We start from the raw sequence: 22,592 nt of genomic DNA, 5'->3' as shown, positions 1-22,592 counted from the left end.
TAAATACTAAAATATTTATCTGACTAATGCTATGTAGTGGCAGATATAAAAAAAGCGCCATTAGGCGCTGTTTTATTAATGCTTGTAGCTTATCAATTAAGCGTTACAAGCATCTTTTAAGGCTTTACCAGCTTTGAAGCTAGGAACTTTTGCAGCAGCAATTTGAATTTCTGCACCTGTTTGTGGGTTACGACCTGTACGTGCTGCACGATCGTTAACTTTGTAAGTACCAAAACCAACTAAAGCAACTTCGCCACCATTAGCTAATTCTTCAGTGATTGTTTGGATTAAACTATCTAACGCGCGGCCAGCTGAAGCTTTAGAAATGTCTGCACCTTCAGAGATTTTTGCTACTAATTCACCTTTATTCATTTTTTATCCTTAATTCATCAATTATTATTATTACCATCAACATACTAAAAAAGAAAATCAAGCGAATCAATAGAAATTATCAAATTGTTGCTCAAACAGGCTAAATAAAGGCGATCGTATGCAATTATGGGTTAAAAACTACCATGCAGTGCCTGCTTGAATGTAAAAAATACTGTCTTCAGGGCCAAAAGCGAAGTCCACACCCATATTAAAACCGTATCGACGCGCAATTAAATAGCGAAAACCAGCGCCTTTACTTACTCTACTAGCACTTGAAGATAAATCAGAAAACTCATTACTGGCTTTACCTATACCGACAAAAGCGTTGACCTTCCAGCGAAAGTTAATATTGTAAGTGAGTTCAAATTCGCTTACACCAATGGCGTTGCCTTGAAATCTCATTGAAGGAATACCACGCATTGAAATAAAAGGGGTGGCATAAGGAGGCAGTAAGTCTGCTGAATTGGCATAATCTACTTCGATTCTAAAAGCTGTTTGCCAATGGTCATTTAACTTTAAATAATGTAACCCTGAAAACTCAGTCAGCTGATAATCTATATCAGATGCAATTTTATCATCGTACCAAAGATGGTTTAACTCATACTTGATACCCTCGTTAGGTGAGAAAAAATTATCTCTTGAGTCGTACTCTAGCGTAAAGCCAATACCAGAAGTTGTGATATCCCTTGTCAGTAATTGAGTTATTGCCTCTTGCCAGTCTGGCGGTAAGTTCCCTGTTAAGTCATTGATGTTGGTTGGTGAAATGGTTGCGTTGGTATATCTTTGTGTTGGCCCTAAGTAAAAAGAACTGTCTCCTAACTTAAACTTAAGTGTTTGCATAACCACGATAGCTTGAGTATTAATTCTGACCGGTTTTTTTAATGTGATGTCGCCAAAACCAAAGAAATCTATATTTAAATTACCGTAACCGCCACCGCCCATATAACGGATATTGCCTTGGTCGAAAAACCCCATATGTCCCCCACCAGCAAAATAGGATTTATTACCTGTATAGGCGCCTATCGCAACAGAGATGCTTGGTGGCATTAAATGTTTAGCGGCATCATCTGAATTTTGCATTGATTGTAATCTGCTTTTTTGATCTTCTTCTGTTTCATGAAAAAACAAACCAGATAAACCAATACCAGAATCTACGGCGGGGTCGGTAATAATTATAGGTACAGGGAGAAAACCATAAGCATTTTCGCTCAGGTATTGTGAAGCATCAAATTTTCCATCAAGGACATCAAAAAACTGACTTGCTTGGGTATCTTTAGAAAGCGCTAATAGCGAAAAAATAACAGTTAATGGAATGATAAAAGTCTTTTTAATCATGTTTTACTATTTCTTTTTGATTAATTCGGGATGCAAGCTTAAATAGTCACACCAAACACTGAAATGATCATAGTTAAAGCGTTTGTCTGTTGCTTTATACCACTTTGATGCTTCATAAGGTTTTAACTGAAAACGTATTTTATGACCATCTATAGCAACGTGACAGATAAGCGGTAAATTAATTGTGTTAGTCACTTGAATTTGGGCATAGTCATCAGCGGTTCTTTGATGCTTGATTGAAATTTTAGGCATAGCAAGAGCAAATAGAGGAAATATAATTAATAAGTAACAAACTAATTTTTTTAGCATTTTTTAATTTAATCCTGATTATTTTGATCTTTTTTCCATTTTAGCATTGAAAGCGAGTTTACTGTCACCATAATTTATACAAGGCAGTAATTTACTTAAATACCTTGTAAGTGTTTGTAACCCTTAGTTGCATGATTTTCTTCAAGCTAGTTAGCGTAAAATTACACATTATAAAAATATGCTAATAAAGCAGTAAAAATGAGAAATAGTCATGGCGAATTTTGTTCCAGTAAAACCAGATCAGCACCAAAACCTTAAATTAACTAATAAACGCAATTTATCACATACTGCAGGCCAGCACATTGTACCTATTACAGCAGCTGAGTATGCACAAGCTACATCTAGTTTCCCTGTTGTATTAGTTAAAAACCCAGACTCTCCACGTTTTCGTAGTGTGGCAATGCTTGGTTTAGAGAGTGGTGAAAACTTATTCTTTAACGATGATAAGTGGACCGCATTAACTGTCCCTCAAAGTTTAGGAATGTACCCTTTTGCATTAGGTTTAGATCCGGATCGTGAGAATACATTAACAGCATGTATTGATTTAGACAGTGATTTTGTAGGTGAAGATAAAGATTTAGCTTTATTTGAAGACGGTAAAGAATCAGAGATTTTTACTAACATTCAGCAGTCATTAGGTCGCTTATATGAAGGCGAAAAAATGACAGAAAATTTCATTAAAGAACTAGAAGAAAATGATTTATTGCAAGAGCTTGAATTAAATATTGATTTAAGTACTGGTGAAAAGAAAAAACTTGTAGGTATTTTTACTGTTAATGAAGATAAAGTTAAAGCGTTAGCGGAAGATAAAGTTATCGATTTCCATAAACGTGGATTATTTGTCCCAATTTATTCAATGCTTGGTTCTTTAGGCCAAGTAAATCGCTTGGTTCAATTACGCAATGATTCATCAGAAGTAAAGGTCGTTGGTATTCAAATTACACCGGTTGGTCAACCACAGACTGCAGAAAGCGCTGAAAGCTAATTTAAAACATAGTAGTGAAAAAGTGAATTTATAAAGGGGCTTATGCCCCTTTTTTGCTTTTTTGTAAAAAAAATATCAATTGGATATTCCTGTACCCTAACTGTTGTGGTAGTTTAGAGGCAGTAGTGGTTTATAATAATGAGAATAATATGGTCGATAAAAATAAGCTATCCAAGGACGTTGAAGAGCAAATACAAAGCTTAGCCAGTGATGTTTATATTCAAGTAGAAGAAAAGCTAACGAAATTGATTGGCGCTGCTATTGAAGAAGGGACTAAAGCTAATTCGACTCAAACATCTGACTATGCTGCTTTAGAAAAGACATTACAGTCTAGTAGTGAAGAAGTTAAAGCATTAAAGCAATCTTTGGCTGAAAAACAAGCTGAGCAAGAAGCGAGTAAGCAAAACTTTGAGGTTGAGTTAACGCAAAATACAATTAACTACACAGAAACAATTGATCAGTTGCAAAAGAAATTAGCACAAACTTCTTCAGCGAAAGCGAATGTTGAAAATCAGAATAAAGAAGTAGGTAGTAAACTAGAAGAAAAACTCCTTGAGAGTGAGCAAGCGCTCAATGATAAGGTTCAAGAAGTTGATGGCCTAAATGGTCGTTTAATGGTGCTTACAGAACAAGAGCAAAGTTTAAACAGCCAACTAAAAACGGCTCATGAACAAGGCAAAGTACTGTCGGACAAATTAACAGCTGCGCAAAAGCAACTCGAGCAAAGCAACAAAGCGCAATCAGAATCAGGCAGTGCTCAACAAAAGCAGATTGATGAATTAACACAAAAACTGACTCAAGCAACCAGTGAGTTAACAAGTCTTCAAGAAAATAATAAGCAAGCCATTGAAGAGGCGGTAAAAGAATCAGAGCACAAGCTTGGTCAGTTGTCAGAGCAGTTACAAAATGAGCAGAAACAAAAGACTGAATTAGCTGATAAAGTCGTTTTGTTAGAAAAGTCATTAAATGAACAAAAAGTTGAGCAGGAACGAGTTGCACAGTTAACAGAGCAACTTTCTAAAGAGCAAACGAGTAAAACTGAATTACAACAACAGTTATCTGAACTGCAAAAGTCTATTGATAGCCAATTAGATAAAGAAAAGCAGTTTGAGCAACAAGTTCAATCATATCAAACACAAGTAAGCCAATTAACTGAAGAGTTAACAAAAGAAAAGCAGCAACTTGTCGAGGTAAATAAGACTGTCGCTGAAAAACAACAACAACTTCAACAAGAAAAAGATGCGGCGATTAGTAAGATCATTGAGTTAGAAAAAGCTCATGAAGCGTTAACCCAACAAGTTGAAACTGAAAAATCTGATATTGAATTGTACAAGCAAGAAGTTGAAGCACTTAAAGACCAAGTCAAGGTTGCTCAAGAAGGCGAAGAAAATGTGCTTAAACGTTTTAATGCTAGTCGTGAAAAACAAGAGCAAGACAATAATCAAGTACGAGAAACAATCAAATTCTTACGTGATGAAAACCATGAACTTAGTGCTAAAGTAGCAGAACAAACAACGACATTCTCTGAGCAAGTACAAGAAATGGAACATAAACTTACCGAGTACCGTTTGAAGTTTGAATATGCACAAAAACAGCTAGCAAATTAACTGGTTTTTTAATTCAGCTATTTTTACACGCAATTACGTATATAATTACTCACAATTTTCATTGTGAGTAATTTTTGTGTCAATACATCTTCCATTCAATAAATTAAGTAAGTGGCAGCAAATTGCCTTTGCTGCTGCATTACTCGAGCGTATGCTACCTAATTATCAAATGTTCAGCGAGGCTGAAGAGTTTGGTGATGGTCAAATCTTACGTAACCAGTTAGACATTATCTGGCAGTGGCTCGCTAACCCAAAATCAGTAAAAATTAATACAGAAGCACAGTTTAATAAGTTAGAGCTTCAAATACCTGATCCTGAAGCCTTTGACTCTTTTGGCGTTTTTCCTGCGTTAGATACTTGTATGGCGATGAGTTCACTATGGCAGTTAATTGATTTTAAGCCTAAAGCCAAGAAATCCGAAGTCGTTACTGATGATGTACAAGCAGTTGGTCGCTTATCTGAAAACAGTGTGAGTTATTTTGTTGAGTTAACGATATTGCAGTCATTAGCACATGATAACCAAGATGAAAATATTGAAGTGCCCCCTGAACAAATTAATGAACACCCGTTAATGCAGTGGGAAAAAGATACGCAAAATGAACTATTTGATTTTTTAAAGTTTGCAGCTGAAAACAAAAGAAGCTGTGAGCTAGCGAAAGAAATAGTTTTGTCTGAAGGGCTTTCTAATTTAGGTATAGAGATAAACTAAGCGTAATGATAAATTTGGTTGTAATGTTATTTTCATAAAAATAGGAAAAAGAATGAAGTTGATGCATAAAGCGTTATTTTCCATCGCAATTGTATGTGCTGTTTTTAATGTCCACGCAGCAAATACAAATGATAAACATGTGCGAGTTGAGCAAGCGATTGAAAAAGCAATGGACGTATTTCAAGTGCCAGGTGTTGCTGTTGCAATTGTAAAAGACGATGAGGTTGTTTTCAGTAAAGGTTTTGGTGTTATTGAGCACGGGAAATCAGCATCTGTTAATACAAATACCTTATTTGGTATTGCTTCAAACACTAAAGCAATGACCGCTGCACTTTTAGCTCAATTAGTGGATGAGGGTAAGTTAACTTGGAAAACTAAAGTTATTGATATTATCCCTGAATTTCAAATGCCTGATGCCTATGTTACTAGCGAGTTTACTATTGTTGACTTATTGGCACATAACTCAGGTTTAGGTTTAGGGGCCGGTGATTTGATGATTTGGCCACATACCACACTCACGAATGACGATATTATTAAAGGCCTGAAACACTTACCTCAAGTCTCTAGTTTCAGAAGTGAATTTGCTTACGATAATTTAATGTACATCATTGCGGGTGAGGTTGTTGCTAAAATTGAAGGTAAATCTTGGCATGACGTTATTCAGGATAAAATATTTATGCCTTTGGGTATGAAGAACACCCGTGCAGCGTTCTCATTGATTGAGTCATCAAATAAAAACGTGGCAAGAGCCCATGTACCGCTAGAAGGTAAGCTGAATGTTGTTGGTGGGAATTTTTTAGAGAAATTCCAAGGAGCAGGCTCTGTTGCATCAAGTGTCAATGACATGAGTCTTTGGTTGAAAGCGCAACTTAAGCAAGGTCAGTATAGTGAAGAAAAACGTTTGTTTTCTGCGAAGCAAAGTAAGGCAATGTGGCAAGCCAGAACTCTGCTATCTGTTTCTGATGCCGCAACAGAGAATGACAAAACTCATTTCTCTGCTTACGGGTTGGGTTGGTTTTTAAAGGATTACCATGGCGTGAAACTTGTTCATCATAGTGGTGGCATTTTAGGAATGGTATCTAAAGTTGTTTTAGTGCCTGAAGAAAACTTAGGTATGGTTATCTTAACTAATCAACAATCAGGTTATGCTTTTAATGCGATTTATCAGCAGATTCTCAATGAATACCTATCACTTAAAGAGAAAGATTGGGTTGCCTACTATCATGAAATTCAACAAAGCAGAGTGGCCAAAGAGCAAGCTCGTTTAGCGAAAATGCAAATATCTGTGAATAAAAATGCTCAGCATTCTCTAGCGTTAAGAGAATACGCACAGACTTACGAAGATAATTGGTATGGTGAAATACAAATAACTTATAAAAATAATAAACTGCATATGCAGTTTGGTAATACGCCTGAATTAGTAGGTGATTTAGAGCATCATCAGCACAATACATTTATTGTCCGTTGGCATGATAGAACACTTGAAGCTGATGCCTTTGTTAATTTTAACTTAGATGAAAATGGTGCGGTAAAATATGCCACTATGAAAGCTGTTTCTAAAGCGACAGACTTTAGTTTTGACTTTCATGATTTAAAGCTGCTACCTAAGCAATAATTATCGGTTGAAGAATATTTGCTTTAATTTTCTTTGAATTAAGCGCCAATGAGTCATCGGCTCAGTTGGTGCTTTTTTTTGCACTGAATATATTTGCTTTGGTGTTAAGGTGACTTCGCCACCATGAGCTAAAATGACACTGCTTGGTGCTAACTCAGCTATTTTACCAAGGGATTTTTGATAATTGTTAGGATAAAAAATAGGGAAGGGTGGAATGTATCCTTTCTTGGTTGCTACAATCAAATCAGCAATATAGATGCGCTGAGAGGGTAAATGATATAAGGATATATCCCTATCAGTGTGCCCTGGTGTAGTAAGTACTTGCCAATCGTTAAAGTCTGGTAGTAAATCACCATCGGTTAACTGAATGTCTGGGGTTAACGTACTTGAATACCATAACCAACGTTGTCGCTTTCTCATTTTGTTAGCGACATAGCGTGTTAGTAGGATATCGGTAATGTGCATTAACTTACCTGCCACGCCTTTATACCAATGAGACTCTGTTTTGGCACAGGCAATTTTACAACCCGTGATTTTACGTAATTTGTTCGCTGCACCGGCATGGTCAGGGTGCATATGAGTAACCGTGATTAGCTTTAAATCACTTGGGTGTCGAGATAGCGTATTTGTAATAAAGCTAATGACAGTTGTTACATCGGCTCTGCTGCATCCATCGAGTAATAGCAGTTTGTTGGGGTATTCAACTAATAGGATTTCTTGAATATAGCCTGAGAGAATATATAGCTTCATATCAATTCAATGGTTATTCAGCAAACAATTGATAGAGGCGATAGCTTACTTGACCCGCGACTTTTTCTTTAACAAGTTGCCAGTTTTCAGGTAGGTTATTGATTACTCCTGAAGAGGCGTCAGATTCCATTTCTATATAAATAAGTGCTTGTTCATTAAGCCAACCTTGATTTAATAACGCCACCGTTTGCTCGACTAACTGTTTTCTAAAAGGTGGGTCAATGAAGACAACATCAAACTTTTTCGATGGTTGTTTTAAATAGGTTAAAGCGCTAGTGTTTTCCACTTTGAGGTTACTTGCTTTTACAAGTTCGGCATTTTTTGATAACTGTTTTGCGGCTAATTTATCAAGTTCGATAAGGGTTACATGCTCAGCACCACGAGATTGTGCTTCAAAACCTAAGCTGCCAGAGCCAGCAAAACAGTCTAAACAGTGAGCAGCAGGAATATAAGGCATTAACCAATTAAAAACGGTTTCTTTCACTCTGTCAGTCGTTGGTCGTAGGCCATCTGACATCAGCACAGGTAGCTTTCTTCCTCGGTGTGAGCCAGCAATAATGCGAATGTTTCCTGTCGTTGATGCTTTTGTAGTTCTTTTTTTATGTTTGCTCATACTTTATTCGCTTACTATTGCGCTAGTTTAGTTTTTTGATTTCAACAGAAGTGTTACTATATCGGCAATTTTATCCTTGTTTGGTTGTAATACCAATCTAATTAATATTGTAAATACGTATGTCTAAGAAAAAAGGTATGTTTTCCTGGTTGGGTTTTGGCCAAGATAAAGAACAAGTTTCTCAAGAGATTGAGCAAGTTGATAGTGAAGCACAATTAACAGAATTGTCAGAAGAGCAGTCAGAAAATCAGGCTACTTTAGAACAAGCACCTGAAGAAATATCAAGTGTTGAACCAGCAGAAGTTGCACAAGATAATGACTTGCCAGAGCCAGAGCCAGAGCCAGAGCCAGAGCCAGAGCCAGAGCCAGAGCCAGAGCCAGAGCCAGAGCCAGAGCCAGAGCCAGAGCCAGAGCCAGAGCCAGAAAAGGCAGGGTTCTTTACTCGGTTGAAGCAGAGCTTAACAAAAACTAGGCAAAATATTGGTGGTGGCATCTTTGATCTGTTTCGCGGCAAACAAATTGATGATGATCTTTTTGAAGAGTTAGAAACGCACTTGTTGCTTGCTGATGTGGGTGTTGAAACAACCACTAAAATCATTGATTCTTTAACTAAAACAGCGAGTCGAAAGCAGCTTAAAGATGCTGAAACGTTATATGAGTTGCTTAAAGAAGAATTACAAAAGGTTATTGCTGATGTGAGTAAGCCACTTAATATTACAAAGGATGAAGGGCCTTATGTTATTTTAATGGTAGGTGTAAATGGTGTTGGTAAAACAACAACAATTGGTAAACTAGCTAAGCAATTTCAAGCCGAAGGGAAGTCTGTCATGTTGGCAGCAGGTGATACTTTTAGAGCCGCGGCGGTAGAGCAATTGCAAGTGTGGGGTGAACGTAATGAGATCCCAGTTATTGCTCAGCATACTGGTGCAGACAGTGCTTCTGTTATTTTTGATGCGATCAGTGCTGCTAAAGCAAGAAATGTTGACGTTTTAATAGCAGATACAGCAGGGCGATTACAAAATAAAAATCATTTAATGGAAGAGCTTAAGAAAGTTGTGCGTGTGATGAAAAAATTAGATGTTAACGCGCCTGATGAAGTCATGCTAACCATTGATGCAGGCACGGGGCAAAATGCATTAAGTCAAACCAAGCTTTTTGACGAGGCAGTTGGCCTTACTGGTCTCACTTTAACTAAACTAGATGGTACCGCAAAAGGTGGTGTTGTTTTTGCTGTAGCCGATAAATATGGCATTCCAATTCGTTATTTAGGCGTTGGTGAAGGCATTGATGATTTACGTCCATTTAACGGAGAAGACTTTATTGAAGCGCTCTTTACTAAATAAATAGTACAAGAGTGTTCACAAAGTGTGATAAGTTGTTTTGATAAAAAATAATAACAAGATCTTCTGTTTACATGATTAATTTTAGTAATGTCAACAAAACCTATCCTGGCGGCTATTTAGCGCTAAAACAAGTGAGCTTTTCATTAGCTGCTGGCGAAATGGCTTTTTTAACAGGGCACTCAGGCGCAGGTAAAAGTACCTTATTAAAATTAATATCGATGATGGAAAAGCCTAGCTCAGGTAGTATTTGCGTTAATCATAATGAGTTAGCTGATATAAAATACCAACAAATTCCCTATGTGCGTCGTGGTATTGGCATGATTTTTCAAAATCATAACCTACTTAAAGACAGAACGATTTTTGATAATGTGGCATTACCCTTAATTATTGAAGGCGTGAGCCATAAAGAAATACGTAAACGTGTTAGTACCGCATTAGAAAAAGTTCATTTGAGTGCAAAGTTACGTTGTTACCCTCATATGTTATCAGGTGGTGAGCAACAACGTGTTGGTATCGCGCGAGCCATCGTGAATAAACCGCCAATACTGCTTGCCGATGAGCCTACAGGTAATTTAGACCCTAAACTGTCCCTAGATATTATTCGTTTGTTTGAAGAGTTCAATGCAGCCGGTGTTACCGTTTTAATTGCTACTCATGATTTAGGACTGATTGCGCGGATGAAATATCGTACCTTAACCCTGAAAGAAGGCACCATGATCAATGATGGCATTGTAGATGGTTTGCAAGCGCAGGGAGGTATAGATGAGTGAGTTACACCGTAGCGGTTTAGTTGAAAGAGAAAGCTTTATACGTCGTATGTTGACTTTACCTATTAGGCATCTTCAACAAGCGATAGGCAGCTTAGGTGATTTATGGCGTACGCCTTTTACTTCGGTTATGACTATTTTTGTTTTAGGTATTAGTTTGGCTTTGCCAGCCACACTGCATTTGTTTGTTAAAAATGCTGAGCATGTTAGTGAACAATGGGACAGTGCTTCGCAAATCACCTTGTTTTTAAAGCTATCAACCAGCGATAAAAGTGGTCGAAACCTTGTTAACCGACTTAAGCTTTACCCTGAGATAGCCCAAGTGCATTATATTTCTGCTGAGCAAGCTTTAAAAGAGTTTAAAATACTCTCGGGGTTTGGTCAGTCGTTAGAATATCTCGATAAGAACCCTCTTCCAGCTACAGTGTTAGTGACGCCGACTCAGCGTTCTAGTCAGGCGCAAGCGGCCAATGAATTACTGGCAAAGTTACTCAAAGAAAGAGAAGTCGAACAGGGTAAACTCGATGTAGAATGGTTAACACGACTTGAAGCAATGGCTCGATTAATTGAAGATATTGTTGTCGGAGTTGCTTTGTTGCTGTGTTTATCAGTGATACTGATAGTAGGAAATACTATTCGTTTAGCTATTTTAAATCAAAAAGATGCTATCGCTATTATGAAACTTGTTGGTGCTACTGATAGCTTTATACAGCGCCCGTTTTTATATTCAGGGGCTTGGTATGGTATTTTTGGAGGTTTACTATCTTGTGTGGCTGTTGCTATTTTAGCGGAATATCTTACCAGTGCGATAGGTGAGCTAACCGACTTATACAATAGTAACTTCGAGTTACAAGGCTTAGTATTTAATGAAATATTAACCCTCATTGGTTTTGCCATAATTTTGGGGTTGTTGGGAAGTTACATCTCTGTACGTCAACATATTAGGGCTATAGAACCTAACGCAGACTAAATCATCTTCTTTATAACTTGTTGATTGTAGAACGGTAATTTTTTAGCTTACAAACTGACACAAAATATTCATCAAAAAAATGACAGATCTAGTTGTGTTGCGCTATCTATTACGTTACGGTTCATACCCTTGTTCTTTTGAGTAACGGCCGTATTGTGTTAAAATGCCAATAGAATAAGATTATCAGAGTTAAATGGAGGATATTTTTATGAGTCAAACAATGCAACTGACAGTACCACAAAGTGGAAGTATTGAAGCATATATGCAATCTGCGTATAGCATTCCTATGCTTACTGCAGAAAGAGAGCATGAGCTGGCTACACGCCTCTACAATGAAAATGATTTACAAGCAGCGCAAGAGCTTATTATGTCTCATTTGCGATTTGTTATTCATGTTGCCAAAGGCTATGCAGGTTATGGTTTACCACAGGCTGACTTAGTACAAGAAGGTAATGTTGGTTTAATGAAAGCAGTTAAACGCTTTAACCCTGAAGTGGGCGTACGTTTAGTGTCATTCGCTGTTCATTGGATTAAAGCTGAAATACATGAGTTTGTATTAAAGAACTGGCGAATTGTTAAAGTAGCCACAACTAAAGCACAACGTAAATTGTTCTTTAATTTACGTAAAAATAAAAAACGTTTAGGTTGGTTTAGTAACGAAGAAGTAAATACTGTTGCTGAAACACTTGGCGTTAGCACAAAAGATGTCATGGAAATGGAGTCTCGAATGAGCACCCATGATCAAGCGTTTGAATTGTCAAATGATGATGATGATAATGCCAGTGCTAGTAATTTTTCTCCTGCGCAGTACCTAGAAGATAAACAATCTGATTTGGCTGTAGAAGTTGAAAATGAAAACTGGGAAACTCATGCGAATAATCGCTTGTCGACAGCGTTAGTAACACTTGATGATCGCAGTCAGGATATTATTAAAACACGCTGGTTAAATGAAGATAAATCAACGCTGCAAGAATTAGCGAATAAATATCAAATTTCGGCTGAGCGAGTAAGACAATTGGAAAAGAATGCCTTAAGTAAATTAAAGCACTCTATGGTTGTTGTATAGTTTTACAGAACATTTTAAGTAAAAGCCGACTTATTGTCGGCTTTTTTGATCTTGTGATTCGTTATTGGTCGTTAATGAGTAAACAATCAGATTAAAATTTGTTTTATCGCATGATTTTTTCGTTCTGTGAATGCTTTTGCTCGTTTACTGTAGCCATTTAGGTATATAATGCCAGCTAAGTTAGTCAATAGGAGTTCTTTTATGGGTGGTATCGGTATTTGGCAATTAGTGATTATTGCCGTAATTGTCGTATTGTTATTTGGTACAAAAAAATTACGTAACTTAGGTGGTGACCTTGGTTCTGCGATTAAAGGTTTTAAAAATGCCGTTAGTGATGATGCTGAAAAAGCAAAGTCAGCGGAAAAATCTTCAGAAACATTAGCTGATAATTCTTCGGCAACGGCTAATGAAAGTGAAAAAGTTAACGAAAAAAATCAGGCGTAGTAAATGTTTGATATTGGCTTTTGGGAATTAATGATCATTGGCATTATGGGTCTAGTGATATTAGGACCTGAGCGACTGCCTGTTGCTATTCGAACTATTCGAGGCTGGATTGGTGGTGTACGTAAATTTAGTGATGCAGTGAAAACTGAATTAACCGAAGAATTACGTATTAATGAATTACATGCCAATTTGAAAAAAGCTGAACAGGCAGACATGAAAAACTTGAGTCCAGAAGTGGCTGAGTCTCTCAAGTCATTGCAAGAAGCAACTGATATGGTAACTGAGCCATTCAAAAAGGTGAATACTGAGCCTTTAGATTCAATGATATCATCATCGTTAGCAGGCTCATCAAAAGCATCAGCTCAGCAAGAGCCTGCTGTAGATTCTGAAAAAAATGAAGTTCAGCATGAAAGCGAAGCTGCACAAATAGAGAGCCCAGAAAAGCCTAAATAATGACAACCATTCAAAAGCCTAGTGCCACACTTTTCGATCATTTATTAGAGTTAAGAAACCGTTTATTGCGCTCAGTGCTGGGCGTATTAATCGTCTTTTGCTGTTTAGTGTATTTCGCACAAGATATTTATCAATACCTAGCTCAACCGCTACTATCTACTATGCCATCAGGCTCGCAAATGATTGCAACCGATGTAGCATCACCTTTTTTTGCACCGTTTAAGTTAACCATTGTGCTTTCTTTCTTTATAGCCATGCCTTATATCCTTTATCAAATTTGGTCATTTGTAGCCCCTGGTTTATATAAAAATGAAAAGCGATTAGTTGCACCTCTAATGTTTGGTTCAACATTGTTATTTTATAGTGGTATCGCATTTGCCTATTTTGTTGTATTTCCCGTGGTGTTTGCTTTTTTTACGTCAGTAGCGCCAGAAGGTGTGGTTATTGCAACGGATATCAGCAGTTATTTAGATTTTGTTTTAAAATTGTTTTTTGCTTTTGGTGCGGCCTTTGAGATTCCCATTGCTATTATTTTAATGTGTTGGACAGGAATGACTAGCCCAAATAGTTTACGTGCAAAGAGACCTTATATTGTTGTCGGCGCTTTCGTAATAGGTATGTTGTTAACCCCTCCTGATGTTATTTCTCAAACCATGTTAGCAGTACCCATGTTGCTATTATTCGAAGTAGGAATAATAATAGCTTCTCTTCATTATAATGAAGAGGAAGATGAATCAGATTCACAGGTTAAGGAATAATAATGAAAACAGTAAATTTAGCTATTGCCGCAGTTGCGCTTAGTGGTGTTATGTCTATGGCGAACGCAAAAGATGAGCAAAATCTAACAATGGCAGTACAGCAATGCGCTCAAGAGCAAGATGACTCTTTACGCCTTAACTGTTTCGATCTTCTTGCTTCACAGCTATCAGTTTCTGTTACTCAAACGCCTAAAAGGGCAGTTCAACCAAGTAGTACGGCAAAGATTATTGCCCCTGTTAGCAAGCCAAAACCAGACATTCAAGCAACGTCAAAAGCGGCTAAGCCTGAAAAATCGGATGATGACTTTGCAAAGTCACACTTAGTGAAAACCGATGAAGAAAAGGCTGCAGAAGTTACAGAGATAACCGCTAAAATAACTCAGGTTAGTAAATTAATGCGCGGTCAATTGAAAGTTACTCTTGATAATGGTCAGCAATGGCAGCAAAAAGATAGCGGCAAGCTAAGATTGAAAGTCGGTGATGAAATTATTCTTGAAACCGGTGCGTTGAATGCCATTTATTTGAAAAAAGCTAATGAAAATAAACGTATACGTGTTAGGCGTATTAAATAGCGATATTTGTTGTGATTGATATCGGTGTCAACTTAACCAATCAGCGTTTTGACAAAGATCGTGAAGAGGTGCTAATACGCGCCCAACAAGCAAATATCAATCACCTTATTATTACTGGCACAAGCGTTGCTGAAAGTGAAAAAGCTTTAGCCTTGTGTCAGCAATATCATAATGATTTCCCCAATTACCTGTCTTGTACAGCAGGTGTTCACCCCCATGATGCAGATCATGTCACTGAAAGTTATCTAGAAGAATTGGCAAACCTTGCCAAATTTGATCATGTGAAAGCGATAGGTGAGTGCGGACTAGACTTTAATCGCAACTTTTCCGCACCTAAACAGCAGCAAAAGGTATTTCAACAACAAGTGAAATTAGCGGAACAACTGTCAATGCCGTTATTTTTACACCAACGTGATGCATTTGAGCCTTGGTTTGCTATATTAAAACCTTATATTGACCGCGTCCCTGCAATGATCTCTCATTGCTTTACAGGAAGTAGGGAAGAATTAGAAAAGTGTATTTCTGTGGGTATGTATATAGGCATTACGGGGTGGTTATGCGATGAACGCCGAGGTAAAGAGTTACGAGATATTATTAGTTTAATTCCACTCGATAGGTTATTGATTGAAACTGATGCTCCATATTTAACGCCAAGAACGATTAGGCCACGACCTAAAAGCAGTAGGAATGAACCTAGCTATTTAAGTTATGTTCTCACTGAAATTGCATCAATAACCGGTAAAGAGGTTGATGAAATTGAAAGCTGTACAAATAAGAACGCACGTAAGGTGTTTGAGTTATGTCCTATGTAAATAACCGATTACTCATACTACTTTGTTTTCTTATGCTCTCTATTTCAATACGAGCAGAACAGCCCCTATCTGACATTCCCCGCTTTTCACTAAGTGAAGCATATCAAAACGTAGGGATGGTTAACTACTCTGTAATAACAGAGAAAGAGGAACAACAAGCGGTTTTTGATTTTTTTTCAGGACGAAATCATTGGTCTATTGTTGAAGCATTCAATGGCGATTTAGCTTATCAACCTGGTATTAATTTGATGGCTTTTCAAATCATTAATGATTCCAATTTACGTCAATCAGCTTTTATCACCTTAAAAAATCAAGTCAGAATATCAAATGTAGAACTTCTATATTTAGGTGATAACAATGAATTAGTGTTATTACCGTTTACGCAACAAGCAAATAATACCTTAAAGGTGGAATTAAGTTTATCGGCAAAAGAGGCTGTTAATGTCTTATTGCGTTTGAAAAGTGCAAGCCACTTGCGAAGTTCTTTATTGATATATAACCAAAGTGGCTTTATTGAAAGTACTCATGTAGCCAACTTTAAGCTAGGTTTAGGTTTAGGCGGTATTTTTTGTTTGACCTTTGCCTTACTGCTTCTTTATTTGGCTATTAAAAAACATACTGTCTTATTGCTATTTGGTTATTTATTGTGCCGCACATTGACCCTAAGTGCTATTTTAGGGTTAAACCTCTATTACTTATTCCCTCAATATAACTCACTTCGAGGTATTGAAGTCCCGCTTCTTGTAGCGATATCAACTATCATTTTATTGTTATTTACAGTAAGAGTTTTTAAGTTAAAAGAGCTTAACAATCAATTGCACCAATATGTGCAATGGGTCATTTGGTTATTTACCTCATTTTTACCAATCAGTTTATTCACACCGGTTTATATTGATGTTACTGCTGTGATGATAATGCACAGTTTCACGATTATATTTTTAGCTGCGATTGGTTTTTATTTATATCGTTTACGAGAGCGCCTCGCTTTACTGTTTAGTGCAATTATGGTTGTTAAGTTAATGTCTATGTTAGTAATAATTGTAGCAACCAATTGGGTAGATATAGGGATGGCGCAATACAAAACAACGATCTATATTACAATATTTTGGATTGATGCTTTTTTATTAACTTTTATTTTAAGTCGCCAATATTTTTATCAAGTACAAGATAAAGAAACGGCACAAAAAGAGGCACTAGCAAACGCTAAGGTTTCTGAAACGACACAAGAGCAGTTATTGACGCTTCAACAAGAAAATCAAGAAGTGCTAGAACAAAGGGTGCAAGAACGAACTTTAGAGTTAAATATCGCCTTACAAGAGCTTGAAGAAGTAAATCAAGAACTAGAACGTAAAAATATATTAGATGAATTAACTGGGTTACATAACCGTCGTTTTTACGATCAAAAAATATTAGCTGAATATCGTCGCAGTAAACGAAATTTGACTCCACTGAGTCTTGTGGTCATTGATATAGATCATTTTAAACGAGTTAATGATGATTATGGTCATTTAGCTGGTGATCAATGTTTGGTATGGTTAAGTGGTCATATTAAACAATGTTTAAAAAGAAATTCTGATCTTGCTTTTCGCTACGGTGGTGAAGAGTTTTGCTTAATTTTACCAGAAACTGATAGCCAAGGCGCATTCTCTTTGGCTGAAAGTCTTCGTGAAAATATCGCTAAACAGGCTTTTTTATATCAAGAGTTATCATTACCTGTCACGATAAGTTGCGGTGTTTGCACTTATCAGCAGCAAAAAGGTGTTCAACCTGAACACATTTTTGCGGGAGCCGATAAAGCGCTATATACAGCGAAAAGAAGCGGTCGTAACCAAACACAAGAACATAGGCTTGTTGAAATCGAAAGTGAAGATAATCAACAGGCCATAACATAACGCATTTTAGGAAAGTAAATGAACAACGATACTCAATTTGGACAATTTCCAGCACGTCGCATGCGCCGTATGCGACAAGATGATTATACACGCCGTTTAATGGCTGAATCACAACTTAGTGTGAATGATTTAATATATCCCGTTTTTGTTTTAGAAGGTGAAAACCAAAGAGAGTCTGTTGCTTCTATGCCTGGAGTAGAGCGTAAAAGCATTGATCTATTACTTGAAGAAGCTCAAGAGTTAGTCGACTTAAAAATTCCAGCAATAGCGATTTTTCCCGTAACGCCAGCCGATAAAAAGTCTTTAATGGCTGAAGAAGCATATAACCCAGAAGGGCTTGCTCAAAGAGCGGTTCGAGCTTTAAAAGCAAAATTTCCTCAGCTAGCTGTAATTACAGACGTCGCACTAGATCCTTTTACAACACATGGCCAAGATGGCATTTTAAGTGAAAGCGATGAAAATAAAGCTGGCTGTGAAGGCTATGTGCTAAATGATGTCACTAAAGAGATTTTAGTTAAGCAAGCATTATCACATGCACAGGCAGGTGCGGATATTGTTGCACCATCAGATATGATGGATGGTCGAGTTGGTGCGATTAGAGAGGAGTTAGAAGCCAATGGCTTTGTAAACACTAAAATCCTTGCTTACTCAGCAAAGTATGCCTCCAATTATTATGGCCCATTTCGCGATGCGGTTGGCTCAGCAGGAAACATTAAAGGTGGTAATAAACATACATATCAAATGGACCCTGCTAACAGCAATGAAGCATTACATGAGGTCGCACAAGATATAGCAGAAGGTGCAGATATGGTCATGGTGAAGCCTGGCATGCCTTATCTTGATATTGTTCGCCGAGTAAAAGATACCTTCCAAGTACCTACTTATGCTTATCAAGTGAGTGGCGAATATGCGATGCATATGGCAGCTATTCAAAATGGCTGGTTAGCTGAAAAGCCTTGTGTAATGGAAGGCTTGTTAGCCTTTAAACGCGCAGGTGCAGACGGAATTTTAACTTATTTTGCAAAACAAGTTGCGCAGTGGTTGAAAGAAGAAGCTTAAGCTATTCGTTATAAAACAGAGGGAGCGTTTAGCTCCCTTTTTTGTACTTTACTAACGAGGTTTTATACCAATTCATATAAGAAAGTGATCTCAAGCGAGAATTTGAAGGCTTAGAGGTACAGATTATATGCTCCAAACATAACCGAAAAACCTCTACATCCATGTAGGCAAGGCATTGATTGCAGAGTATGGTATTAAACTAGATCTTTCGCGACAAGGATCTTCTGACATGAAGCGTGAGTCATTAAATGTGCTAAATAAGCCTCGATATCAGGAAATTGAATCAGTAAATTAAGTGGAGCCGGTAAACATGAAAGATAATGAATCATTGGTGCGATGAGTGCGTCGGCAATAGAGAGTTGTGTCGAACCAAGCAGTTTTCTCTGTTTAATCTCTTTGGATAATACAGACAGGGCAGCTATAACTTGTGGTTTAGCTTGTTCAATCATATCCATGCGCGGTGTTGCGTTCTCGCCTTTGGGAAAAACAAACTCAAGTAAATAATCCCTAACAATAGCTTTATCTATATCTATAGAAATAATAGCACATAAGGCATCATGATCTGCTTTACTCTGTGCTGATTCAGGTTGCAGTTTAACACCAGTAAAGTTTGCATCAATATATCGACAAATACTTGCGGTCTCAGGTAATACCAAATCATTGTGGATTAGTATCGGTAGCTTGCCAAAAGGGTGCAGCTGAAGGTGCTGCTCACTTTTATATTCCACTTTTTCACCATGAACATTAAAGCCTGTTTGATAAGGTACTTGCTTCTCTTCACAAACTAGCGCGACGCTGCGCACAAAGTTAGAGAAGTCTGGTCCATAAATTTGTAAAACTGTATCTGACATAACCATTCCTTTTATTAATGTATTATTTAGCTGATTACTAATGTAGAGTACTTGACAATATGTTCAAGAACATATTTTATTTTTGTGAGATTATTTATTTTTATACTGAGATAAGCCTATGGCATGGAATAAAACGCATAAAGCGCAATCTAAAGATAAGATTTTACAAAGTGCAGCCTTGTTGTTTACCCATCAAGGGTTTGAGCAAGTCTCTATTGATCAGGTCATGGAAAAAGCCAAGATGACTCGCGGAGCATTTTATAGTCACTTTTCATCAAAAAGCGATTTGTATGCCCAAGCTCTAGCGAAGGCGTCAAAAGTAGCGCAACAACGAATATCAACAAATACGCGCAATGATTTACAACAACTTGCGCTAAGTTATCTAAGTGTTCAACATATAAATGATATTACTGAGCAGGCCTGTCCACTTGCTTTTCTTGTCTCTGATATTAACCAACAAGATGCTACTGTAAGGGCGGCTTACACCGATATCTTTGAGAAATTTATCCAGCAGACACAGGATTTGACACAAGATAGACAACTAGCGATTCAAAACTCAGTGATGATGATTGGTGGCTTAGCTATTGCTCGAGCAATAGAAAATAATGACTTTAGTGATGAGATTTTACAGGCATGTCAATGTGCAGTTAAGGCGTCATCGATAAATAAAAAGCAATGTGCCAAAGAAAAAGAAAAAGAAAAAGAAGAAGGTGGCATATAATGAAGTTTTATTGGGTAAACAAGGAGCAATAAGTGAATATTGATGCTGAACTAGCCATTATTGTATTAAACATTGTTATTATTATCGTCGCTTATTTTTCCATCTATCCAAAAGTTGCGGGGTTAGATATAAACAAAGTCGCTTGGTTAGATACAATAGCATCATGCTTTGCTTTAATGATTGTAGGCTATAAATACTGGGGGACAGGGCAAATATTTAGTTTACTGTTTACTGATGTGAATTGGTTTTGGTTTACCTTACTAAGTTATGCCTTGCTAGAAATACCTATAGCAGTATTCTATTTTAGAACGCTATTGTTTAATCAAGGTAAGTGAATTTCTTTCTGGTAAGAGAGAAAATAACAAACCTTCTCGCAAAGCGCCTGTAGAGATCACTAACTCTTTAATATTAAGGCAGTGAAAGAGTGCGATTAAAATACACAAACCACTTGCTAACACGGGTATTCTATCGGCTCTTAATCCTGAAATTTCAATCTTATCCATGTGATGGCAATGCATCAATTTGCTTTTAACATCCTCAAGAACCGTCAAGGTAATAATGGCTTCTTCTTGTTGGTAAGTTAAAATTTCTGCTAATGCTTGCATCGTACCAGAACTTCCCATCGCTATTTGCCAGCCTTGCTGAATATATGATTGGGCGATGGTATTTATTTCTTTTGTGGCGGCTGTAATCGCTCGATTGAAATTGTCTTCATGCAGCAAGTTGTCAGCAAAATATTGTTTCTTATAGCTGACACATCCAATATTGAGGCTAATGGCTTGTGTAGCCAAACATCCTTTACCGACAACTAGTTCGGTACTTGCGCCGCCAATATCTAATACTAAACGATTATCAAGAGAGCAACCCGAAGAGCTAGTGCAAGAAGCACCAGCATAAATTGTGTGCGCTTCTTGATCTCCAGAAAGTAAATTAATTGGTTGAGGCAATATACGGTTAGCGGCCTGCAAAAAATCTTGTGCATTTTTTGCAATGCGTAAAGTAGCCGTGGCGACAATTACAATGTTACTTGGTGGGATACTCGCTAGGTGCTGAGCAAAGAGACTTAGGCAATCTAAACCTCGGCTTATTGCTTCTTGATTTAATATATTGTGACTGTCTAAGCCTGAGGCTAAACGCACTTTTTGTTTAACTTTATTAACAATATAAACATCATCGTTAATGAGTTGGGTAATAAGTAAATGAAAACTGTTTGAGCCTAAATCAACCACAGCATAATGACTATTATCATACTGCGGAATATTATTATCTACTGTCACTGTTGTACCTATTACCACTCAATTGCAAGCTTAATTATTACGAGGTCGATGATTTTGATTAGTTCTTCTGTTTTGATTACCGTTACGTTGGCTATTTGGTCTATGACGACGCTGTCTTGGCTTTGGTTTAGGTAAATCAGTCAGTAAAGCATCATGATCATATTTGCTTACTGGAAGAGGATGTTCAATGTACTGTTCAATCGCTGGTAAATTAAATACATAACCTTCACACGCTAAGCTGATAGCATGACCAGTTTCACCAGCACGACCTGTACGGCCAATACGGTGAACATAATCTTCACAATCGTCAGGCAAATCATAGTTGAATACATGTGTTACTGCTGGAATGTGTAACCCTCGGGCTGCCACATCAGTAGCCACAAGAATATCTACGTGTCCTTCAGTAAATTGCTCTAATATTTTTAAGCGTTTTTTCTGTGCAACATCACCAGTTAACAGGCCAACACGAATTTTGTCAGCGATAAGGTGATCATATAGTTTTTCACAAGTGTGCTTAGTATTGGCAAAAATTATGGCTTTTTCTGGCCACTCTTCTTCAATTAGCGTTTGCAATAACGCCATTTTATCTTCGTTAGAAGGGTAGAATAGTTCTTCAGAAATTCGTGTATTAGTCTTTTGCTCAGGTGCCACTTCAACACTGGTTGGTTCATTCATGTGTTCAAAAGCAAGCTCTTTAACACGAAATGATAAAGTTGCAGAGAACAACATGCTTAAACGTTCAGTTGCTGGCGGCATTTTATTGAACATGTAGCGAATATCTTTAATAAAGCCTAAATCGAACATACGATCCGCTTCATCAAGAACAATGACTTCAATATTTTTTAAATTATAGACACCTTGTTTCATGTAATCGATAAGTCGACCACAGGTGCCAATAAGAATATCTACGCCTTGTTCTAATTCTAAACGTTGACTTTCATAACCTTCGCCCCCATATACAATACCAAGGCGTAATCCTGTGCTTTTAGCCATCTCAAGAGCATCACGGTGAATTTGAATAGCTAATTCACGTGTTGGTGCCATAATCAAAGCGCGAGGTTGGTTATGAGTAGGTGCTTCTTTTTGCAATAATTGGTGGAAAGTAGCCGCTAAAAAAGCAATTGTCTTACCTTCACCTGTTTGTGCTTGGCCTGCTATATCAGTGCCTTGAACAAGTACAGGTAAAGATTTTGCCTGAATAGACGTACAATATTCGAAGCCCATGGCCTCTAATCCGGTCACTACTTGCGGGGCAAGATTTAGGTCAGCGAATTTAGTTTGAGTTGTATGTGTTTTTTTCATTGCGCTAGTT

At 37.4% G+C, this 22,592-nt stretch carries 25 protein-coding genes; 17 read left to right on the top strand and 8 right to left on the bottom strand.

The window, feature by feature from the left end:
- Positions 1 to 96: 96 nt before the first annotated feature.
- The 3 genes from D1094_RS12135 to D1094_RS12125 all read right to left on the bottom strand — a co-directional run bounded on the left by D1094_RS12135 (position 97) and on the right by D1094_RS12125 (position 2,016).
- Positions 97 to 372, bottom strand: a complete 276-nt coding sequence (locus D1094_RS12135; protein ID WP_118960365.1) for an HU family DNA-binding protein — start codon at positions 370 to 372, stop codon at positions 97 to 99.
- A gap of 138 nt (positions 373 to 510) precedes the next feature.
- On the bottom strand, positions 511 to 1,707 hold the full coding sequence (locus tag D1094_RS12130; protein WP_118960364.1) for a BamA/TamA family outer membrane protein: 1,197 nt from the start codon (positions 1,705 to 1,707) through the stop codon (positions 511 to 513).
- Positions 1,708 to 1,713: 6 nt separating this feature from the next.
- Positions 1,714 to 2,016 (bottom strand): hypothetical protein, encoded by a 303-nt coding sequence (locus D1094_RS12125; RefSeq protein ID WP_118960363.1) that lies wholly within the window; start codon positions 2,014 to 2,016, stop codon positions 1,714 to 1,716.
- Between the two features lie 211 nt (positions 2,017 to 2,227).
- Between D1094_RS12125 and D1094_RS12120 the strand changes: the two genes are divergently transcribed.
- The 4 genes from D1094_RS12120 (at position 2,228) to D1094_RS12105 (ending at position 6,932) form a co-directional block, all read left to right on the top strand.
- Positions 2,228 to 3,001 (top strand): SapC family protein, encoded by a 774-nt coding sequence (locus D1094_RS12120; protein ID WP_118960362.1) that lies wholly within the window; start codon positions 2,228 to 2,230, stop codon positions 2,999 to 3,001.
- A 149-nt stretch (positions 3,002 to 3,150) separates the two neighbouring features.
- On the top strand, positions 3,151 to 4,608 hold the full coding sequence (locus D1094_RS12115) for a hypothetical protein (RefSeq protein WP_147361078.1): 1,458 nt from the start codon (positions 3,151 to 3,153) through the stop codon (positions 4,606 to 4,608).
- Positions 4,609 to 4,684: 76 nt separating this feature from the next.
- Positions 4,685 to 5,317, top strand: a complete 633-nt coding sequence (locus D1094_RS12110) for a YjaG family protein (RefSeq protein ID WP_118960360.1) — start codon at positions 4,685 to 4,687, stop codon at positions 5,315 to 5,317.
- 52 nt (positions 5,318 to 5,369) lie between these two features.
- A complete protein-coding gene (locus D1094_RS12105; protein ID WP_118960359.1) occupies positions 5,370 to 6,932 on the top strand; it encodes a serine hydrolase in 1,563 nt (520 codons plus the stop codon).
- Here D1094_RS12105 and D1094_RS12100 read toward each other — a convergent pair whose 3' ends face one another.
- Both D1094_RS12100 and rsmD read right to left on the bottom strand, forming a co-directional pair.
- Positions 6,933 to 7,682 carry an MBL fold metallo-hydrolase gene (locus tag D1094_RS12100; protein ID WP_118960358.1) on the bottom strand — a complete coding sequence of 250 codons (750 nt, stop codon included), beginning with the start codon at positions 7,680 to 7,682 and terminating at the stop codon, positions 6,933 to 6,935.
- A gap of 13 nt (positions 7,683 to 7,695) precedes the next feature.
- Entirely contained in the window at positions 7,696 to 8,295 is a 600-nt protein-coding gene (rsmD, locus tag D1094_RS12095) for a 16S rRNA (guanine(966)-N(2))-methyltransferase RsmD (RefSeq protein ID WP_118960357.1), read from the bottom strand.
- Positions 8,296 to 8,414: 119 nt separating this feature from the next.
- Here rsmD and ftsY point away from each other — a divergent pair, with 119 nt between their 5' ends.
- The 11 genes from ftsY to hemB all read left to right on the top strand — a co-directional run bounded on the left by ftsY (position 8,415) and on the right by hemB (position 18,431).
- On the top strand, positions 8,415 to 9,638 hold the full coding sequence (ftsY, locus tag D1094_RS12090; RefSeq protein ID WP_220452555.1) for a signal recognition particle-docking protein FtsY: 1,224 nt from the start codon (positions 8,415 to 8,417) through the stop codon (positions 9,636 to 9,638).
- A gap of 71 nt (positions 9,639 to 9,709) precedes the next feature.
- Positions 9,710 to 10,408, top strand: a complete 699-nt coding sequence (gene ftsE, locus D1094_RS12085) for a cell division ATP-binding protein FtsE (protein ID WP_118960355.1) — start codon at positions 9,710 to 9,712, stop codon at positions 10,406 to 10,408.
- Positions 10,401 to 11,375 (top strand): permease-like cell division protein FtsX, encoded by a 975-nt coding sequence (gene ftsX, locus D1094_RS12080; protein WP_118960354.1) that lies wholly within the window; start codon positions 10,401 to 10,403, stop codon positions 11,373 to 11,375. Before ftsE ends, ftsX begins: the two co-directional genes overlap by 8 nt.
- 208 nt (positions 11,376 to 11,583) lie before the next feature.
- Positions 11,584 to 12,441: an RNA polymerase sigma factor RpoH gene (gene rpoH, locus D1094_RS12075; RefSeq protein ID WP_118960353.1), complete on the top strand. Its 858-nt coding sequence runs from the start codon at positions 11,584 to 11,586 to the stop codon at positions 12,439 to 12,441.
- Between the two features lie 201 nt (positions 12,442 to 12,642).
- The gene (gene tatA / locus D1094_RS12070; protein ID WP_118960352.1) at positions 12,643 to 12,885 is read left to right on the top strand and encodes a twin-arginine translocase TatA/TatE family subunit; all 243 of its coding nucleotides are present in this window, start codon (positions 12,643 to 12,645) and stop codon (positions 12,883 to 12,885) included.
- A 3-nt stretch (positions 12,886 to 12,888) separates the two neighbouring features.
- Positions 12,889 to 13,338, top strand: a complete 450-nt coding sequence (gene tatB / locus D1094_RS12065) for a Sec-independent protein translocase protein TatB (protein ID WP_118960351.1) — start codon at positions 12,889 to 12,891, stop codon at positions 13,336 to 13,338.
- Complete coding sequence (gene tatC / locus D1094_RS12060) at positions 13,338 to 14,096, top strand: twin-arginine translocase subunit TatC (RefSeq protein ID WP_182440172.1); 759 nt, start codon at positions 13,338 to 13,340, stop codon at positions 14,094 to 14,096. The genes tatB and tatC overlap by 1 nt, the downstream gene beginning before the upstream one ends.
- Before the next feature lie 2 nt (positions 14,097 to 14,098).
- Positions 14,099 to 14,668 carry a hypothetical protein gene (locus D1094_RS12055; protein WP_118960350.1) on the top strand — a complete coding sequence of 190 codons (570 nt, stop codon included), beginning with the start codon at positions 14,099 to 14,101 and terminating at the stop codon, positions 14,666 to 14,668.
- An 11-nt stretch (positions 14,669 to 14,679) separates the two neighbouring features.
- A complete protein-coding gene (locus D1094_RS12050) occupies positions 14,680 to 15,480 on the top strand; it encodes a TatD family hydrolase (protein ID WP_118960349.1) in 801 nt (266 codons plus the stop codon).
- Positions 15,468 to 17,372, top strand: a complete 1,905-nt coding sequence (locus tag D1094_RS18930; protein WP_259337938.1) for a diguanylate cyclase — start codon at positions 15,468 to 15,470, stop codon at positions 17,370 to 17,372. Before D1094_RS12050 ends, D1094_RS18930 begins: the two co-directional genes overlap by 13 nt.
- An 18-nt stretch (positions 17,373 to 17,390) precedes the next feature.
- Positions 17,391 to 18,431 (top strand): porphobilinogen synthase, encoded by a 1,041-nt coding sequence (gene hemB, locus D1094_RS12040; protein ID WP_118960348.1) that lies wholly within the window; start codon positions 17,391 to 17,393, stop codon positions 18,429 to 18,431.
- Positions 18,432 to 18,625: 194 nt separating this feature from the next.
- On the opposite strand, the gene D1094_RS12035 is transcribed toward hemB, so the two are convergent.
- The gene (locus D1094_RS12035) at positions 18,626 to 19,282 is read right to left on the bottom strand and encodes a glutathione S-transferase family protein (RefSeq protein WP_118960347.1); all 657 of its coding nucleotides are present in this window, start codon (positions 19,280 to 19,282) and stop codon (positions 18,626 to 18,628) included.
- 118 nt (positions 19,283 to 19,400) lie between these two features.
- Between D1094_RS12035 and D1094_RS12030 the strand changes: the two genes are divergently transcribed.
- Both D1094_RS12030 and D1094_RS12025 read left to right on the top strand, forming a co-directional pair.
- Complete coding sequence (locus D1094_RS12030; RefSeq protein WP_118960346.1) at positions 19,401 to 20,003, top strand: TetR/AcrR family transcriptional regulator; 603 nt, start codon at positions 19,401 to 19,403, stop codon at positions 20,001 to 20,003.
- A 32-nt stretch (positions 20,004 to 20,035) separates the two neighbouring features.
- Positions 20,036 to 20,338 (top strand): hypothetical protein, encoded by a 303-nt coding sequence (locus D1094_RS12025; RefSeq protein ID WP_259337937.1) that lies wholly within the window; start codon positions 20,036 to 20,038, stop codon positions 20,336 to 20,338.
- Here D1094_RS12025 and D1094_RS12020 read toward each other — a convergent pair.
- Positions 20,315 to 21,280, bottom strand: a complete 966-nt coding sequence (locus tag D1094_RS12020; protein WP_259337936.1) for a phosphatase — start codon at positions 21,278 to 21,280, stop codon at positions 20,315 to 20,317. The two genes, D1094_RS12025 and D1094_RS12020, sit on opposite strands and share 24 nt — an antisense overlap.
- Positions 21,281 to 21,310: 30 nt before the next feature.
- Complete coding sequence (rhlB, locus tag D1094_RS12015; protein WP_118960345.1) at positions 21,311 to 22,582, bottom strand: ATP-dependent RNA helicase RhlB; 1,272 nt, start codon at positions 22,580 to 22,582, stop codon at positions 21,311 to 21,313.
- Positions 22,583 to 22,592: the final 10 nt, after the last annotated feature.

It is taken from the genome of Colwellia sp. RSH04 (genome assembly GCF_003545765.1).
GTDB lineage: Bacteria > Pseudomonadota > Gammaproteobacteria > Enterobacterales > Alteromonadaceae > Colwellia.
Note: the sequence above shows the minus strand (reverse complement) of the source record. Positions and strands in the feature narration are given on the sequence as shown.

Bases quoted from the DNA above. Each gene is read 5' to 3' on its own strand.
- hemB (WP_118960348.1), top strand. From the start codon at position 17,391: ATGAACAACGATACTCAATTTGGACAATTTCCAGCACGTCGCATGCGC.
- D1094_RS12055 (WP_118960350.1), top strand. From the start codon at position 14,099: ATGAAAACAGTAAATTTAGCTATTGCCGCAGTTGCGCTTAGTGGTGTT.
- D1094_RS12125 (WP_118960363.1), bottom strand. From the start codon at position 2,016: ATGCTAAAAAAATTAGTTTGTTACTTATTAATTATATTTCCTCTATTT.
- D1094_RS12035 (WP_118960347.1), bottom strand. From the start codon at position 19,282: ATGTCAGATACAGTTTTACAAATTTATGGACCAGACTTCTCTAACTTT.
- D1094_RS12030 (WP_118960346.1), top strand. From the start codon at position 19,401: ATGGCATGGAATAAAACGCATAAAGCGCAATCTAAAGATAAGATTTTA.
- D1094_RS12105 (WP_118960359.1), top strand. From the start codon at position 5,370: ATGAAGTTGATGCATAAAGCGTTATTTTCCATCGCAATTGTATGTGCT.
- ftsX (WP_118960354.1), top strand. From the start codon at position 10,401: ATGAGTGAGTTACACCGTAGCGGTTTAGTTGAAAGAGAAAGCTTTATA.
- D1094_RS12115 (WP_147361078.1), top strand. From the start codon at position 3,151: ATGGTCGATAAAAATAAGCTATCCAAGGACGTTGAAGAGCAAATACAA.
- D1094_RS12100 (WP_118960358.1), bottom strand. From the start codon at position 7,682: ATGAAGCTATATATTCTCTCAGGCTATATTCAAGAAATCCTATTAGTT.
- rpoH (WP_118960353.1), top strand. From the start codon at position 11,584: ATGAGTCAAACAATGCAACTGACAGTACCACAAAGTGGAAGTATTGAA.
- D1094_RS12130 (WP_118960364.1), bottom strand. From the start codon at position 1,707: ATGATTAAAAAGACTTTTATCATTCCATTAACTGTTATTTTTTCGCTA.
- ftsE (WP_118960355.1), top strand. From the start codon at position 9,710: ATGATTAATTTTAGTAATGTCAACAAAACCTATCCTGGCGGCTATTTA.
- ftsY (WP_220452555.1), top strand. From the start codon at position 8,415: ATGTCTAAGAAAAAAGGTATGTTTTCCTGGTTGGGTTTTGGCCAAGAT.
- D1094_RS12120 (WP_118960362.1), top strand. From the start codon at position 2,228: ATGGCGAATTTTGTTCCAGTAAAACCAGATCAGCACCAAAACCTTAAA.
- D1094_RS18930 (WP_259337938.1), top strand. From the start codon at position 15,468: ATGTCCTATGTAAATAACCGATTACTCATACTACTTTGTTTTCTTATG.
- rsmD (WP_118960357.1), bottom strand. From the start codon at position 8,295: ATGAGCAAACATAAAAAAAGAACTACAAAAGCATCAACGACAGGAAAC.
- D1094_RS12135 (WP_118960365.1), bottom strand. From the start codon at position 372: ATGAATAAAGGTGAATTAGTAGCAAAAATCTCTGAAGGTGCAGACATT.
- tatA (WP_118960352.1), top strand. From the start codon at position 12,643: ATGGGTGGTATCGGTATTTGGCAATTAGTGATTATTGCCGTAATTGTC.
- tatC (WP_182440172.1), top strand. From the start codon at position 13,338: ATGACAACCATTCAAAAGCCTAGTGCCACACTTTTCGATCATTTATTA.
- rhlB (WP_118960345.1), bottom strand. From the start codon at position 22,582: ATGAAAAAAACACATACAACTCAAACTAAATTCGCTGACCTAAATCTT.
- tatB (WP_118960351.1), top strand. From the start codon at position 12,889: ATGTTTGATATTGGCTTTTGGGAATTAATGATCATTGGCATTATGGGT.